The organism is Thermocatellispora tengchongensis (assembly GCF_014202315.1).
Taxonomy (GTDB): Bacteria; Actinomycetota; Actinomycetes; order Streptosporangiales; family Streptosporangiaceae; genus Thermocatellispora; species Thermocatellispora tengchongensis.
The window spans coordinates 156,964-172,506 of the sequence record NZ_JACHGN010000020.1 but is presented as its reverse complement, the minus strand read 5'-3'; the positions used below and the strand labels follow the sequence as shown (position 1 = coordinate 172,506).

At 72.5% G+C, this 15,543-nt stretch carries 9 protein-coding genes; 4 read left to right on the top strand and 5 right to left on the bottom strand.

Annotated features, from left to right (window positions below; genetic code table 11):
• Window positions 1-13: 13 nt before the first annotated feature.
• Genes HNP84_RS37675 through HNP84_RS37665 form a run of 3 tightly spaced genes read right to left on the bottom strand, consistent with a single transcriptional unit; the run spans window position 14 to window position 3,205 of the window.
• Complete coding sequence (locus HNP84_RS37675) at window positions 14-886, bottom strand: carbohydrate ABC transporter permease (RefSeq protein ID WP_185054801.1); 873 nt, start codon at window positions 884-886, stop codon at window positions 14-16.
• Window positions 879-1,898, bottom strand: coding sequence for a carbohydrate ABC transporter permease (locus HNP84_RS37670; RefSeq protein WP_312926649.1), 1,020 nt, complete (start codon window positions 1,896-1,898; stop codon window positions 879-881). The genes HNP84_RS37675 and HNP84_RS37670 overlap by 8 nt, the downstream gene beginning before the upstream one ends.
• Window positions 1,895-3,205: an ABC transporter substrate-binding protein gene (locus HNP84_RS37665; RefSeq protein ID WP_185054800.1), complete on the bottom strand. Its 1,311-nt coding sequence runs from the start codon at window positions 3,203-3,205 to the stop codon at window positions 1,895-1,897. Before HNP84_RS37665 ends, HNP84_RS37670 begins: the two co-directional genes overlap by 4 nt.
• A gap of 161 nt (window positions 3,206-3,366) precedes the next feature.
• On the opposite strand from HNP84_RS37665, the gene HNP84_RS37660 reads away from it, so the two are divergent.
• On the top strand, window positions 3,367-4,677 hold the full coding sequence (locus tag HNP84_RS37660; RefSeq protein ID WP_185054799.1) for an ROK family transcriptional regulator: 1,311 nt from the start codon (window positions 3,367-3,369) through the stop codon (window positions 4,675-4,677).
• A 67-nt stretch (window positions 4,678-4,744) separates the two neighbouring features.
• Here the strand turns inward: HNP84_RS37660 and HNP84_RS37655 are convergent, their stop codons facing one another.
• On the bottom strand, window positions 4,745-6,895 hold the full coding sequence (locus tag HNP84_RS37655; RefSeq protein WP_185054798.1) for a discoidin domain-containing protein: 2,151 nt from the start codon (window positions 6,893-6,895) through the stop codon (window positions 4,745-4,747).
• A gap of 38 nt (window positions 6,896-6,933) precedes the next feature.
• Complete coding sequence (locus tag HNP84_RS37650) at window positions 6,934-9,939, bottom strand: discoidin domain-containing protein (RefSeq protein ID WP_185054797.1); 3,006 nt, start codon at window positions 9,937-9,939, stop codon at window positions 6,934-6,936.
• 287 nt (window positions 9,940-10,226) lie between these two features.
• Between HNP84_RS37650 and HNP84_RS37645 the strand changes: the two genes are divergently transcribed.
• The 3 genes from HNP84_RS37645 (at window position 10,227) to HNP84_RS54060 (ending at window position 15,524) form a co-directional block, all read left to right on the top strand.
• Window positions 10,227-11,585, top strand: coding sequence for a DUF1996 domain-containing protein (locus HNP84_RS37645; RefSeq protein WP_185054796.1), 1,359 nt, complete (start codon window positions 10,227-10,229; stop codon window positions 11,583-11,585).
• A gap of 93 nt (window positions 11,586-11,678) precedes the next feature.
• Window positions 11,679-12,371, top strand: a complete 693-nt coding sequence (locus HNP84_RS37640; protein WP_185054795.1) for a DUF305 domain-containing protein — start codon at window positions 11,679-11,681, stop codon at window positions 12,369-12,371.
• Between the two features lie 45 nt (window positions 12,372-12,416).
• Complete coding sequence (locus tag HNP84_RS54060; protein WP_185054794.1) at window positions 12,417-15,524, top strand: glycoside hydrolase family 3 C-terminal domain-containing protein; 3,108 nt, start codon at window positions 12,417-12,419, stop codon at window positions 15,522-15,524.
• The last annotated feature ends 19 nt before the right edge of the window (window positions 15,525-15,543 follow it).

The window sequence follows — 15,543 nt, the reverse complement described above, 5'->3', positions numbered from 1 at the left end:
GGGGGCGCGGGCGTCACTTGACGGCACCGGCGGTGAGCCCGGTGACCAGGTAGCGCTGCAGGAGGAGGAACCCGGCGACGACCGGCACGCTGACGACCAGCGAGGCGGCCATGACCTGGTTCCAGTAGACGTCGTTCTGCGTGGCGTATCCCTGCAGGCCGACGGAGAGCGTCCGGGTGGTGTCGTTGGTCATGATGGAGGCGAACAGCACCTCGCCCCACGCGGTCATGAACGCGTAGACGGCGACGGCGACGATCCCGGGGATCGCGGCGGGGATGACGATCCGGAAGAGCGTGCCGACGGGCCCGGACCCGTCGACGGCCGCCGCCTCGTCCAGCGCGCGCGGGATCGACTCGAAGTACCCGATCAGCATCCAGATGGAGAAGGGCAGCGAGAAGGTGAGGTAGGTCAGGATGAGGCCCCCGCGCGAGCCGTACAGCGCGATCCCGGTCGCGTTCCCGATGTTGACGTAGATCAGGAACAGCGGCAGCAGGAAGAGGATGCCCGGGAACATCTGGGTGGACAGGACGGTGACGGTGAAGATCCGCTTGCCGGGGAAGCGGTAGCGGCTGACCGCGTAGGCCGCGAAGACCGCGATGGCCACCGAGCAGACCGTGGCCGCACCCGCCACGATCAGGGAGTTCGCGAAGTAGCGGGCGAGCGGGACGGTCTGCCAGATATCGAAGTACGGGCGGATCGTCAGGCCGCTGGGCAGCCAGCGGAACCGGCCCGATACGTCCTGGAGCGGCTTGAGGGAGCTGCTGACCATGACGTACACCGGCAGCAGCACGAACCCGGCCAGCAGGGTCAGGAACACGCGGCGGGCCCACAGGAAGGACCGGGGAGGCGCGGACGGCGAGCGCCGCGCGGAGGCCGGGCTAGACATCGGCGGTCTTCCTTCCGCGTGAGGTGGCCAGGAGGTAGGCGGCCGTCACCACGAGCAGGAACAGCAGCAGCAGGACCGACATGGCCGATCCCGTGCCGAAGTTCCAGGTGACGAACGAGGACTGGTAGATGTGCACCGAGATCAGGTTCGCGGACGCCGGCGCCGCCTCCCCGAACAGCAGGTACGGCGTGTTGAAGTCGTTGAACGTCCACAGGAACAGCACCAGGACGAGGACCTGGTTGATCGGGCGCAGCGACGGCAGGGTGATCTTCCGGATCTGCTGCCAGATCCCGGCTCCGTCGATCGAGGCGGCCTCGTACAGCTCGCGGGGGATGTTCTGCAGGGCGGCCATGACGATCAGGAACGCGAACGGCCAGGTCTTCCACACGGCGACGACGGCGAGCGCGGCGAAGCTGTTGCCGCCCAGCAGCCAGAAGGGACGCTCGCCGGTCAGCCCGAGCTGGTCGTGCAGGACGTGGTTGACCATGCCGTTGTCCCGCTGGAACATGAACGCCCAGGTGATCACCGCGGCGTAGACGGGCAGCGCGTACGGGGTGAGGAAGACGGCGCGCAGCAGGCCGCGGCCCCGGAAGTCCTCCTGCATGAAGATCGCGGCCGTGGTCCCGAGGAGCCAGCACAGGCCGACCGCCAGGAGGCTGAAGGCGCAGGTGACGAGGAAGGAGTTGAGCAGGTCCTGGCCGACGGGCGCGTTGAGGTCGATCGAGACGCGGTAGTTCTCCAGCCCGCGCCAGGGGGCCGAGCCCCAGTCGCGGATGTAGAACTGGGTCAGCTCCTTGAAGCTCATCATGATGCCGATGAGCATCGGCACGAGGTGGACGAGGAGCTCCAGCAGCACGGCGGGGAGCAACAGCAGGTACGGCAGGCCGAGGCGGCGCAGCCGCGCGGGCAGGCGGGGCGCCCCGCCGCGCCGCCCGCCGGCCCCGCCGGGCCGCGCGGGGCGGGCCGGCGGGGCGTGGCCCTCGGTGGCGATGGTCATCTCCGAGCCGCTCACGGCATCTGCTGCTGGGCCTTGGTCAGCCGCTCCCTGACCAGCTCGGTGGTGATGGGGCGCCCGGCGGCGGCGTCGGCGAAGAGCTCCTTGACGGCGGTGCCGACCGCGGTCTCGAACTGCGACTCGGCGGGGACCTGCGGGAGCGGGGCGGCGCTGGTGGCGAGGGTGTCGCGCAGCACGGCGAGGTCGGGGCTGTCGAACGCCGGGTCCTGCTGGGCGGACTTGACCGGCGGGATGGAGCCGTAGGTCTTGTTGAGGATCTTCTGCTCCTCGTCGCTGGTCATGAACTTCACGAACCGCAGCGCGCCGTCGAGGTTGTCGGTGTTCTTGAAGACGGCCATGTTGATGCCGGCGACCATGGAGTTGACGTTCTGGCCGGTGCCGGGGGTGCCGGAGGGGACCGGGACGGGGGCGATGCCCCACTCGTCCGGCTTCATACCGTGGGACGCGAGGGTGGTGGCGGCCGTCTGCCACAGGATCATGGCGGTCTTGTCGTTGGCGAAGTCCTGCAGCGACTGGTTCTGGGCGTACTCGGCGTTGCCCGGGGCGACGATCTTGTGCTCGGCCATGAAGCCGACGTACTGCTTCACGGCCGCTACGGCGCCGTCGGAGGTGAAGTCGGGCTCGCCGGAGGCGTCGAAGAAGTCGGCGCCGTGCTGCTTGGCGAGGACGAAGACCTGGTGGATGTTGTTGGACAGGTTCGAACCCTCCACGCCGAGGGCCCACTTGCCGTCCTTGGACAGGGTCTTGCCCGCGGCGACCAGTTCGTCCCAGGTCGCGGGCGGCTTGCCGATCCCCGCGTCCGCGAACATCTTCTTGTTGTAGTAGAGCGCGTACGCCATGGAGTACAGCGGCACCGCGGCCGGGTCCTTGCCGGGGGCGCCGGCGGAGGCGAGGGCCGACTCCACGAACCGGTCCCTGCCGCCGATCTTGGCGAAGTTCTGCGCGTCCCAGGGCAGCAGGGCGCCGGTGGCCTGCAGGGACGCCGACCAGGTGTTGCCGATGTTGAGAACGTCCGGTCCCTGGCCGGAGGTGGTGGCGGCCAGGATCCGGTTGAGCAGGTCCGCCCAGGGCACGACCTCCAGCTCCACCTTGATCCCGGTCTGCTGCTCGAACTTCTTCAGCTCGGGCGTGAGGATCTCCTTGTCCGCCTCGATGCTCGGCCCCTGGTTGGACGCCCAGTAGGTCAGCGTCTTCGGTGACTCGTCGCCCGCCCCGCCGCCGGTGGGGGTGCCGCCCCCGCAGGCGGCGGTGGCGGCGAGGGCGGTGAGAGCGACGGCGGCTGCTGCGGCTCGCATTCTGTGCATGGCGGGTGGTCCCTTTCCGGGAGTCCTGTGGGGGGTGGCGGCAACCTGTGGAGCTGCGCATCAAGTTCTTCGCGACTTAATTCAAGGCATGAGTTAATACCTGAGCAAAGTTGGCGTCAAGGGCCGGTACGGCGATAGGTTTCGCTACGGAAAGGAGCCCCATGGCCAAGCCGAACAGACAGACCGTCCGCGACCTGCGGCGCAACAGCCGCAGGGCCGTGCTGCAACAGTTGTATTTCAACGGTCCGATGAGCCGGCAGGCGCTGGGCCCGGCCACCGGGCTGAGCTCGGGCTCGATCAGCACCATCGTGGCCGAGCTGGTCAGCGAGGAACTGGTGGAGGACGCCGGCACGGTCGGCTCCGACGGGGGCCGCCCGCGCAACCTCCTGCGCGTCTCCCCCGGCTGGGCCCACCTGATCGGCGTAGACGTCGGCGAGACCCGGGTCAGGGTCGAGCTGTTCGACCTCGGCCTCACCGAGCTCGCACGCTGCGAGCACCCCCTGGAGCGGGGAGGCCGCGACGTCGCCTCGGTCGTCCGGCACATCAGCGAGGGCGTGGCGGACGTCCTCGCCCGCGCGGACGTCCCGGCCGGCCCGCTCCTCGGCGTCGGCGTCGGCGTCCCCGGCATCGTGGACCGCGGCTCCCCCGGCGGCGCGGTGGTGCACGGGCAGACCTTCGGCTGGGACGCCGTCCCCCTGGAGGCGCTGCTGCGCTCCGCGGTCGCCCTCCCCGACGGGGCGCGCCTGTTCATCGAGAACGGCGCCAAGACCCTCGGCCGGGCCGAGATGTGGTTCGGCGGAGGGAGGGGGGTGAGCGACGCGGCCATCGTCTTGTTCGGGTCCGGCGTCGGCGCGTGCGTCGTCATCGGGGGGACCGTCCTGGAGGGTACGCACAGCAGCGCGTCGGAGTGGGGGCACACCACCGTCCACGTGCGCGGCCGGCGCTGCCGCTGCGGCGCGCTGGGCTGCCTGGAGGCGTACGCCGGGGCCGAGGCGCTGATCCAGCGCTGGCGCGAGGCCGGCGCGCGGCTCGACCCGGGCGCCGACGAGGAGACGGCGCTCACCGCCCTGATCGCCGCCGCGTACCCGGACGATCCCGGCGTCGCGCCCGACCCGGTGGCCGTGGCCGTCCTGGAGGAGACGGCCGAATACCTGGGCGCGGGCCTGTCCGACCTGATCAACCTGTGCAACCCCGAGCGCATCCTCCTCGGCGGCTGGGCCGGGTTGCAGCTCGCGCCGTACATCATGGACTCCGTGCGGCGGCACGCGACCTCCTACGCGTTGCGGCACCCGGCCGAGCGGGTCGTGATCGAGCCGGGGCGGCTCGGCCCCGACGCCGTCACGGTCGGCGCCGCCACACTGCCGCTCGCCGACTTCTTCGCCCGCGGCGGGCGCCGGGACGAACCGGAGGGCGAGGACGGCGTGGTGCCCGAGCGGGCGGGATGGCGGGCCGCGGCCGGCCTCCGGCCCTGAGGCCCGCCTCCGGCCCTGCGGCCCGCGCCGGGGGCGGCACCCCCGGCGCGGGCGCGCGTCAGGCGGGTCAGGGATAGGAGACGACCATGGACGGGATGGTCTCGACGCCGTACGCCGGGGCGCCGGTGTCGTTGATGACGTGGTTGTAGCGGCCCTTGCCGCCGAGGGAGACGACCAGGAGGCTGTGGAACCTCACGCCCGGCTTCACCGGGGTCTCGAAGCCCCGGTCCACCTCGATACCGGGGTCGCTGGTGAAGACGCAGTAGCTGCCCATGCCCCAGCCCTCGTGCGCATCGACGGAGTCGTCCACCTTGTAGGCGGCCCAGCCCTTGACGGTGCCGTTCATGTACGCGGCCTGGTTCGGCGGGTCGTAGGGCAACTCGTTCTGGAAGAAGATCGTCCGTCCGCGCTCGCCGAACCACTCCACGTTGTACTTGCGGAAGTGCTCCACGAACAGGCCCGTGGCCAGCACGTCGTCGCCGTGGACCCGCAGGCCGTAGTCGGCGGTGTTGACGTTCCAGCCGACGCCGTCGCCGTGATCGGCGCGCCAGATCCAGGTGTGGTCGATGATCGTGTCATCGCTGTGCACCACCATGCTGCTGGTGGCCTTCCCGGCGAACTGGCCGCCGATCCGGATGAACACGTCCTGCACGCTGATGGGGTCGGCGGAGTGGTCGGTGTGCACGCCCTGCCTGCCGATCTCCAGGAGGGTCTGCGAGTTGACCGTTCCGGCGTCGATGAGCAGGCCGGCCAGCCTCACCCCGTCCACGTCGGCCACCCTCATCGCGGTGATCCCGCCCTCCGGGACCAGCGTCGCCAGGCCGAGGCCCATGACGATGGTGCCGGCGCGATCGACCTCGATCGTCCGGTCGAGGTGGTAGATGCCCGGGGTGAACAGCAGGTGCAGGCCCTGGGCGAGCGCCCGGTTCAGGGTCTCGGCCGTGACGCCCGGCTTGGCGACGTAGAAGCCGGCGAGCGGGATGGACGTGCCGGGAGTGGAGCCGTTCGCCCAGCTCACGCCGCGGGCGGAGGTGCGCTTGGCCGGCACGAACACCTTGTAGTCACCGCCGTCCAGGAACAGGTACGGCTTCTCCCGGCTGATCGGGGTGGTGTCCAGCGTGGTGTAGCGCGGCTCGGGGAAGCCGGTGGGGGGAGCCCCCTCCACGCCGGAGAAGGTCATGTTCCAGACGCTGTTGATCCAGCCTCCGACGCTGCTGTCTCGGGTGTACCACTGCTGCTGCGAGTACGGCCCGACCTGGCCGTCGATCTTGCTGTCGGCGATGTAGCCGCCGGACGCCCAGCCGTATCCGGACGGCGCCAGGTTGAGCGAGCCCTTGATGTGCATGCGGCGGAACGGCGCGGCCTGGGAGACCGCCCACCGGTTGGTGCCGTCGTAGGGCGCCACCGACAGGTTCTCGGTGGAGCGCCAGAAGTTCTGCGTGGCGTTGCCGTTGAACCAGCCCGCGTCCACGCTCACGCCCTTGACGGTGACGGCGCCGGGATCGCGGCCGAGACCGTGGACCGAGGTGTAGAAGCCGGTGTTGACGTTGACGTCGTAGCTTCCGGGCTTGAACATCAGCGCGTAGCGGCCGGTGCCGAACTGGGCGGCCTCCTGCTGGGTGAAGATCTGGTCGATCTGGGCCTGGATCGCGGCCGCCGGCATGGACGGGTCGAAGATCTTCACGTTGGGGCCGAGGTCACCGCCGCCGGGCAGTTGCCCTCCGCCGTCGCCGCCGCCGGTGCGCACGCCGATCTCCCACAGTGAGTAGCCGTAGCCGGTGCCGCGGGCGGTGCCGTGGACGCGCAGGTAGCGGCCGGAGCCGGCCACCTCGTAGGAGGCGGTGCCGCCGGTGGCGCCGGTGACCGTCTTCAGGGTGGTCCAGGCGGCGCCGTCGGCCGACGCCTGGATGGTGAAGTCCCGGCCGTAGGCGGCCTCCCAGCTCAGCTCGACCGCGCAGATCTCCTTCACCGAGCCGAGGTCGACCTGGATCCACTGCGGGTCGCTGAAGGCGCTGGACCAGCGGGTGCCGGTGTTCCCGTCGAAGGCGTTCCCGGCCGAGAAGGCGGCGCCCTCGGCGGAGGAGGCCGTGGCGGGCCTGCCCAGCGCGGCGTTCGCGGCCCCGCACTCGGCGCGGGCGTGCGCCGGAACGCCGGCCACGGGCACGGCCAGCAGGCCGGCCAGGACCGCGAGCGCGGTCCCTGTTCGTCTGATTCTCATGGTCGTCCACTTCTGTCGCAGGGTGACATGCGGAGGCTTCAGCGGTAGACGCCGAACTCCCACAGCGAGTAGCCGTACGCCGTGCCTCGCTGGGTGAGGTCGAGCCGGACGTACCGGGCGGAGGCGTTCAGGTCGATGCCGTCGAAGCCGCCGTCGCCCGCGGTGGTCTCGTGCACGGTGGTCCAGTCCGTGCCGTTGGCCGAGATCCGGAGCCGGTAGGCCCTGGCGTAGGCGGCCTCCCAGCCGAGCTGGACGTGCCTGACCGGAGTGACCTCGCCGAGGTCCACCTGGATCCACTGGGGGTCGGCCCACTCGCTGGCCCAGCGGGAGGTGAAGCTGCCGTCGGTGGCCCGGTCGGGGGTGAACGGGCCGCCGTCGCCGGTCGCCTGGTGGGTGGATGCGGTGGTCGGCTTGCCGCGTGCCACGTTGGTCCCCTGGACGGCCGGTGGCACCACGCGGAAGGAGCGCTGCTCGATGCCGACGTTGCCGTGTCCGTCGAAGGCGTAGACGTAGACCTTCCACACGCCCATCCGCTCGGGCGCGGTCACCGAGAACGTCCCGGGGCCGGTCTGGGTGAACCTCACGTGGCTCAGGCCGCGGTTGCCGGTGATGTGCTTGTCGCTGAACATCAGGTTGTAGCGGACCGGGTCGCCGTCCGGGTCGGTGACGTCCGCCTCGACGGTGAAGGTCCCGCCGGCCGGGACGGCGGTCTGGGAGCCGACCCTCATGGCGGTGATCTCGGGCGGCGTGTTCGCCGGCTCCTGGCCGGAGTAGGCCTCCTTGAGCGCGTGGTAGCCGTGCCGCCGCCAGCCTCCGGGGACGATGTTCAGCCAGACGCCGCCGAAGTCGTTCTCCAGGCCGTAGTGGAACTGGGTGGCGCCCAGGGCCACACCGGTGTGCCCGCGGATGGCGTTCCAGCTCGCCCGGTACATCTCCCGCTTCTCCAGGTCGTCCGGTTCGTCCGGGACGCCGTTGACGTCGTCCGGCACCTCCCACTCGCCGTCCGGCCCCGCCTCGGTGACGATGTACGGCCTGGTGTGGCCGCCCTTGATCCAGTCGTCCTTGACGGTGTGGATCGCGCCGTAGGAGTTGACGGCGAGCAGGTCGAGGGCGGGGGTGTGCGCCTTGTAGTAGGTCCAGGCGTGGGTGTAGGCGTCGGTCGAGGTGACCGGGTGGTTCGGGTCGGCGGCGTGGATCGCCTCGGCCACCTCGTTGACGAACTTCGCGTACGCCACCCGCCGCTGCTCGACCACGTCGGCCGGAAGGCCGTGGTCCTGCATGGTGAGGATGACCTCGTTGCCGACGTCCCACATCAGCACGCCCTGGCGGTTCTTCAGCGCGTTGACCCGGGCCACGATCTCGTTCTTCACGCTGGTCTTGTAGGCGGTGTCGTTCACGTAGTCGGCGCCCTGGTTGAGCCAGTGCCCGACGATGACCTTGATGCCATGCCGCGCGGCCGTGTCCAGCAGCGCCGGGGTGTGGGTGTCGTCCACTCCCCAGGTGCGGATCGTGTTGACGCCCATCGCCTTCAGGTCGCGCATGTAGCCGTCGGCGGCGGCCTGCGGCGGGCCGTAGGTCAGCCCCCTGATCTCGTACGGCGCGCCGTTCACCTCCAGCCGCCAGTTCCCCTGGGAGCCGGTCACCCTGACGGTGCTCGGCCCGGCGGGGACGGGCGGGTCGGTCATGGCGGCGGGGACGGTGCCGGTCTGCCGGGCGACCGTGACCCGGTCCACGCTCAGCACGCCGCCGGAGGTGGTGGCGGGCGTCGGCGTGGTGAAGCCCGCGACGGCGTTCGGCAGCGAGCCGCCGATGGCCAGGTCGAGGCGGAGGTAGAAGCCGTGGTGCACCGCCGCCTTCCAGGCGGCCACGCCGACCTGGCTCTGCCGTACCACCCAGGTCTGCTTGCCGTCCAGGTAGAAGCGGATCTCCTCGTCGGTCCTGGTCCGGTCGATGATCTGCGTGTACTCGTGGTAGCCGGTCTGACAGCCGGCGCAGGTGGCGAATCCGCTGCTGCGGCCGGTGTACTCGTTGCACACCCCGTCGGGGGCGGTGCCGCAGTGCAGGGTGTTGGCCAGTTGGCCGCGGCCGTTGACGCCGGTCATGATGTCGGTCTCGCCGACGCCCGGCCAGTTGGTGTGGTCGCCGCGGTAGGCGGCGCCGGTCGCCCGGAAGCCGGGCCAGTAGCCCATGGCGTTGGCGACGTCGGGCTGCTTGAGCCGGGCGCTGAACTTCAGCATCTCGCCCGGCCTGGGCTCGAAGTCGGTGCGCCGGGTCTCGATCCGGCCGGAGGTCCAGTTCCCGGCCGCGTCCCGGATCGCCTTGATGTTCAGGTTGCCGTCGCCGTCGAGGAATACGTTGGCGGTGGAGTCGCTCATGGTCTCGACCTCGCCGGTGCCCCAGTTCGCGGGGCCGCCGGGGTAGGAGGTGCCGGTGCGCAGGATCCAGTTCTCCGCCGAGGGGGAGGTGCCCTCCGGGCCGGTGAAGTCATCCCTCCAGACCTCGGTCCAGGTGCCGGAGTCCGGGCCGCCGGGGTCGTCCGGCTCCTCCCCGGGGCCGTAGACCTGGAACTCCCACAGCGAGTAGCCGTAGCCGGTGGCGCGCGCGGTGCCGTACATGCGGACGTAGCGGCCGGTGCCGCTCACGTCGAGGGTCTGGGTGCCGCCGGCGCCGGTCGTGGTCGAGTAGACGTCCGTCCACGTCCTGCCGTCACCGGAGGTCTGGATCCGGAACGCCTTGCCGTACGCGGCTTCCCAGACCAGGACGACGCGCGAGATCGTGGCGGTGGCCCCGAGGTCGACCTGGAGCCACTGCGGGTCCGCCCACGAGCTGGCCCACCGGGTGCCCGTCAGGTCGCCGTCTACCGCCGCCGCCGCGCTGTAGGCGGCTCCTTCCGACGACGAGGCCGTCGCCTGCTTGCCCTGTGACAGCAGGGCGTCGGCCGCCCGCGCCGGGCTGGTGAACGCCAGACCGGAGATGACCAGGCCCGCCAGAACGACGAGGACCAGGCCCGACCGGAACCGGCCTGTACTGCGAGTTGGATGCACGACCTCTCCTGGAAGCGGGGGGTGTCCGCCGCGCGGGGCGGCGGGGATTCGGAGAGCGCTCTCCGCACCCGAGGGTCCTCCGGGCGTCGGACGGCGTCAAGACCCGTTTCTTCACCGGTTCGAAACCTGCTGCTCACAGGGCCGAAACAGGATCGGGTGTCCGCTGCCGCCCCTGATCGGCGGGTTTCCCCGGTTGACAACCGCGTACGCGAGGGGTCACGCTCTCGGAGAGCGCTCTCCTACGCCGTCGTCCCCGCACGGCGATCCCCCCGTCGAAGGAGAGACCCATGCACTCCTCCCGAAGTCCCGTCAGGCTCCGCTCACGGCCGGCGATCGTCGCGCTGGCCACCGTCGCCGCGCTGATCGCGACCGTCCTGGCCACCGTCGTCCCCGTCGCCGCGGCCGACACGCCGCTCTCCCAGGGCCGGCCCGCGACCGCCTCCTCCGTCGAAGGAGGGGCGTACGGCGCCGGAGCGGCCTTCGACGGCAGCCGCGCCACCCGCTGGTCCAGCGCCGCCGCCGACCCGCAGTGGCTCCAGGTCGACCTCGGCGGCACCGCCACGATCTCCCGCGTCGTCCTGGACTGGGAGGGCGCGTACGCCACCGCCTTCACGATCCAGGTCTCCGCGGACGGCGCGAACTGGACCGGCGTGTACTCCACCACGACCGGCGCCGGCGGCGTCCAGACCCTCGACGTGAGCGGCACCGGCCGCTACGTCCGCATGTACGGCACCGCGCGCGCCACCGGCTACGGCTACTCGCTGTGGGAGTTCCAGGTCTACGGCACCGGCGGCGCCGGGACGACGCCGAGGCCGAAGCCGACCTTCACCGACGAGGTGACGCACCACGAGTTCCAGGCCAACTGCTCGGTGACGGCGAACCGGCCCGACGACCCGATCGTCTATCCGGGCCTGCCCGGCGCCTCCCACATGCACACCTTCGTCGGCAACCGGACGACCGACGCGAACAGCACCGCGTCGTCGCTCCTCGCCGGCGGCACCTCCTGCACCAATCCGCACGACCGGTCGGCCTACTGGTTCCCGAGCTTCTACAAGGGCGACGAGCTGATCCAGCCGACCGGCCCTCAGGTCATCTACTACAAGTCCGGCATCCTGGAGTACTGGCGGGTGCAGCCCTTCCCGCAGGGCCTGCGCTTCGTCGTGGGCAGCCCGACGGCGACCCTGGAGCAGTTCCGCGACTCCCCCGGGGCCGTCGAGGGCTTCGAGTGCGGGGACATCTCCCGTAGCTGGGACATCCCGCGCACGTGCCCGGCGGGCACCCAGGTGAACGTCCGCTACCAGGCGCCGAGCTGCTGGGACGGCGTCCGCCTCGACAGCCCCGACCACAAGAGCCACATGTCCTACCCCGTGGCCGGTTACTGCCCGGCGAGCCACCCGGTGGCGGTGCCGATGCTGGAATTCAAGATCGCCTTCCCGGCCGACGGCGACCTGTCCCAGGCCCGGCTGTCCAGTGGCCGGGGTTACTCCTGGCACTACGACTTCTTCAACGCCTGGGACGATCCCGCGATCCTCGACGCGCTGGTGACCCACTGCATCAACGGCGGCCTCCAGTGCGACCCTCGCGGTTACGACCAGTACAAGCCGCACCGCGGCGCCGCCCTCACCGAGGACTTCGAGCTGCCCTGACCTCCGGCTCGTCCTGACCCCGCGATGCCCGGCACCCGCGCCGGAACCCGCCGGCCGGGCCGGGCATCGCGCTCACCTGCGGAGAAAGGCCCCATGGGAGAAGCCGACAGCGACCGGCGCCACATCCCCGGCGGCGCGGGGAAGACCGCCGCGGTCCCGGACAGGGCGACGGCGGGACACCCCCGCACGGCGCTCGCCGTGCTCCTCACGTCCGGCCTGGTGATCGCCCTGGTGATCGGGCTGGGCTCCGGCTGTGCCGCCCGGACGGCCCCGGCCGGGCCGGGCGCTCGGCACGGGTCCCCCACCGCGACCGCCGCTCCCGCCACGGCGCCGGGCGGCTTCAACGCCACCGACGTCGCGTGGCTCCAGCTCATGATCCCGATGGACGAACGGGTGCTGCCCCTGCTCGACCTGGGTGCCGGGCGCGGGCACGATCCGGCCGTACGGCGGCTGGCCGCCCGGTTCCGGCACGCCCACCTGGCCGAGCTCGCGCGCCTGAGGGAGGCACTGGGCCGCACCGGCCTGCCCCCGTCCGGCGAGCACGAGGGGCACGACATGCCGGGGATGGTCACCGCCGCCGGCCTGGCCGAGCTGAAGGCGGCCACGGGCCCCGCCTTCGACCGGCTCTTCGCCGGGCACCTGCGCGAGCACCTGGACCGGTCGGCCGCGGTCGCCCGGTCGGAACAGGCCGCCGGCGCCGACCCCGCCACCAGGGCCCTGGCCGCCGCCGTCGAGCGGTCCCGCACCACCCAGCGCGCCCTGCTCGACGCCCTCCGGCTGGGCTGACGACGCCGCTTGGAGAGCGCTCTCCAACGATCGAAGGGAACCCGCTTGCGTACCGACGACCTCGACCGCCTGGTGGAGAAACTGGACCTGGAACGAAAGGTGAGGCTGCTCACCGGAGCGACGGTCTGGCGCACCCACGCCGAGCCGGACATCGGACTGGCGGCCATGGTGACCTCCGACGGCCCCGCCGGCGTGCGCGGAGAGGGCTGGGACGAGCGCAGCACCTCGCTGACCCTGCCCTCCGCGACCGCGCTCGCCGCGACCTGGGACGAGGATCTCGTCGGCAGGCTGGGTGGACTGCTCGCCGCCGAGGCGCGGCGCAAGAACGTCCACGTCGTGCTCGCCCCGACGCTCAACCTGCACCGCTCGCCGCTCGGCGGGCGCCACTTCGAGTGCTTCTCCGAGGACCCGCTGCTGACCGGCCGGATCGGCGCCGCGCTCATCCGCGGCGTCCAGGCGGGCGGGGTGGCGGCCACCGCCAAGCACTACGTCGCCAACGACTCCGAGACCGAACGCCTCACGCTCGACGTCCGCATCGACGAACGGACCCTGCGCGAGGTGTACCTCGCGCCCTTCGAGGCCGCGGTGGAAGCGGGCGTCTGGGTCGTCATGTCGGCCTACAACGCGGTGAACGGGACCACGATGTCGCAGAGCCCGCTGCTGACCGAGCCGCTGAAGGGAGAGTGGGGCTTCGACGGGGTCGTGGTGTCGGACTGGGGAGGCGTGCGCTCCACCGGCCCGGCCGCCCGGGCCGGGCAGGACCTGGCCATGCCCGGCCCGCACGGCCCCTGGGGGGAGGCACTGGTCGCCGCGGTGCGCGCGGGCGAGGTGCCGGAGGCCGCCATCGACGACAAGGTCCGCCGCCTGCTCCGGCTGGCCGCCCGGGTCGGCGCACTGGACCTCACCGGCGACGCCCCCAACCCCGACGGCCCCGCCCACTCCCCCGGTCCGCCCGCTCCGGGCGTACCGGAGGCAGCGGCGGCAGCGACCGCACCGACCGCAGCGACGGCACCGGCGGCACCAACGGCACCGGCCGGACCGGCCGTACCAGCGCTCGGCTTCGCCCTTACGGCCGAGCCCGTGCCTGCGGCCGAGCCCGTGCCTGTGGCTGGGGCCGAGCCCGCGCCTGCGGCCCAGCCAGCGACCCCGACCCAAGCGGCACGACAGACCCAACCGGCACCACTGACCCAACGGGCACCGGCACAACCGGCACCCCCCACCCAACCGGCACCGTCGACCAAACCCGCACCATCAACCCAAGCGGCACGAGCCACCCAAGCCACACCCCCAACCCAAGACGCACCAACCCACTCCATACCCCCCACCCAACCCGCACCTGCGCCTGCCGCAGGGCCCACGCCAGTCGCCGGGGTCGGCGGGGCGGCTGCGTGTGCCGGCCCGTTGGACGGCGACGGTCATGACGCCGCACCTGCGCCTGCGCCTGCCGCAGGGCCCACGCCAGTCGACGAGGTCGGCGGGGCGGCTGCGTGTGCCGGCCCATTGGACGGCGACGGTCATGACGCCGCACCTGCGCCTGCGCCTGCGCCTGCCGCAGGGCCCACGCCAGTCGCCGGGGTCGGCGGGGCGGCTGCGTGTGCCGGCCCATTGGACGGCGACGGTCATGACGCCGCGCGTGCGCTGTTGCGCCGGGCCGTCGCCGCCGGGACGGTGCTGCTGCGCAACGAGGGCATGCTGCTCCCTCTGGACCCGGCGCGGCTGCGCAGGGTCGCCGTGCTCGGGCCGAACGCGGCCACCGCCCGGATCCAGGGCGGCGGGAGCGCGGGCGTGTACCCGGTCCGCGTCGTGTCCCCGCTCGACGGGGTCCGGGAGGCGCTCTCCGGCGCGGCGGAGGTGCTCCACTCCCCCGGTGTCCACGCCGGCGACCATCCCACCCCGCTGGGCACCGGCAACGCGCGCGACCCCCGCACCGGCGAGCCGGGGGTGCTGGTCCGGCTGCTGGACGCCGCCGGTGCGGAGGTGCACGCCGAGCACCGGCTGACCGGCCGCATCCTGGAGCCGGCCCGGGTGGCCCGCGCCGCCGTCGTGGAGATCCGGGCGGTCCTGCGCCCGGACGCCGATGGCCCATGGGACGTGGCCGTCGCCGGATGGGGGCGCCTCACCCTGGAGGCCGGCGGCCGTGTCCTGGTCGATGAGGAGGTGGAGCGGGACACCGACGACCCCGCCACGGTGCACCTGTCCCCGCCGTATCGGCGCGCCCGTCTGGAGATGGCCGCGGGCCGGGACGTGGAGCTCGTCTTCCGGCGGCGGCTCGCCCCGGGCACCGGTGTGGCCTCGATCCTGGCCGCCGACCCGCCCCGGCGCGGCGAGGAGGTGGAACTGGCCGCCGCGGTCGAGCTCGCGCGCTCCTGCGACGTGGCCGTCGTCGTGGTGGGCACCACCGGCGCGGTCGAGAGCGAGGGCGTGGACCGGGAGAGCCTGGACCTGCCGGGCCGTCAGGACGAGCTCGTCCGGGCGGTGGCGGCGGCCAACCCGGCCACGGTCGTGGTCGTCAACTCGGGCGGCCCGGTCACGCTGCCGTGGCGGGAGGAGGTGCCCGCGCTGCTGCTGAGCTGGTTTCCGGGGCAGGAGGCCGGGCACGGGCTGGCCGACGTGCTGTTCGGCCGTGCCGAACCCGGCGGCCGGCTGCCCACCACCTGGGGCGGGCGGGCGCTCGCCACCACCGTCCCCGAGGACGGCGTGCTGGCCTACGCCGAGGGGCTGGACATCGGCTACCGCGCCTGGCTGCGGGAGGCCGAGGCGCCCGCGTACTGGTTCGGGCACGGGCTGGGCTACACGTCCTGGTCCTACGAGGGGTTGTCCGTGCCCGGGGAGGCGGCGCCGGGCACTCCGCTGCGGGTCCGGGTGCGGGTGCGCAACACCGGCGGGCGCGCCGGGCGCGAGGTCGTCCAGGTCTACCTGTCGCGGACGGACACGGCCGTCGCCCGCCCCACGCGGTGGCTGGCCGGATACGCCCTGGCGGACGCGGCGCCGGGCGAGAGCGTCGAGGTCGCGCTCGACCTCCCGGCACGGGCCTTCCAGCACTGGTCGGCCGGGGACGGCGCCTGGCGCACCGAACCGGGCGTCTTCGCGGTGCTCGCCGGCCGCTCGGCCGCCGACCTGCCGCTGCGGGCCACCACACGCCTCGGCGGGTGAAGCGATCGGCGCGCCGACC

Excerpts from the sequence above, each read along its gene's own strand:
- HNP84_RS37675 (WP_185054801.1), bottom strand. The coding sequence starts at position 886 with ATGTCTAGCCCGGCCTCCGCGCGGCGCTCGCCGTCCGCGCCTCCCCGG.
- HNP84_RS37665 (WP_185054800.1), bottom strand. The coding sequence starts at position 3,205 with ATGCACAGAATGCGAGCCGCAGCAGCCGCCGTCGCTCTCACCGCCCTC.
- HNP84_RS37660 (WP_185054799.1), top strand. The coding sequence starts at position 3,367 with ATGGCCAAGCCGAACAGACAGACCGTCCGCGACCTGCGGCGCAACAGC.
- HNP84_RS37655 (WP_185054798.1), bottom strand. The coding sequence starts at position 6,895 with ATGAGAATCAGACGAACAGGGACCGCGCTCGCGGTCCTGGCCGGCCTG.
- HNP84_RS37645 (WP_185054796.1), top strand. The coding sequence starts at position 10,227 with ATGCACTCCTCCCGAAGTCCCGTCAGGCTCCGCTCACGGCCGGCGATC.
- HNP84_RS37640 (WP_185054795.1), top strand. The coding sequence starts at position 11,679 with ATGGGAGAAGCCGACAGCGACCGGCGCCACATCCCCGGCGGCGCGGGG.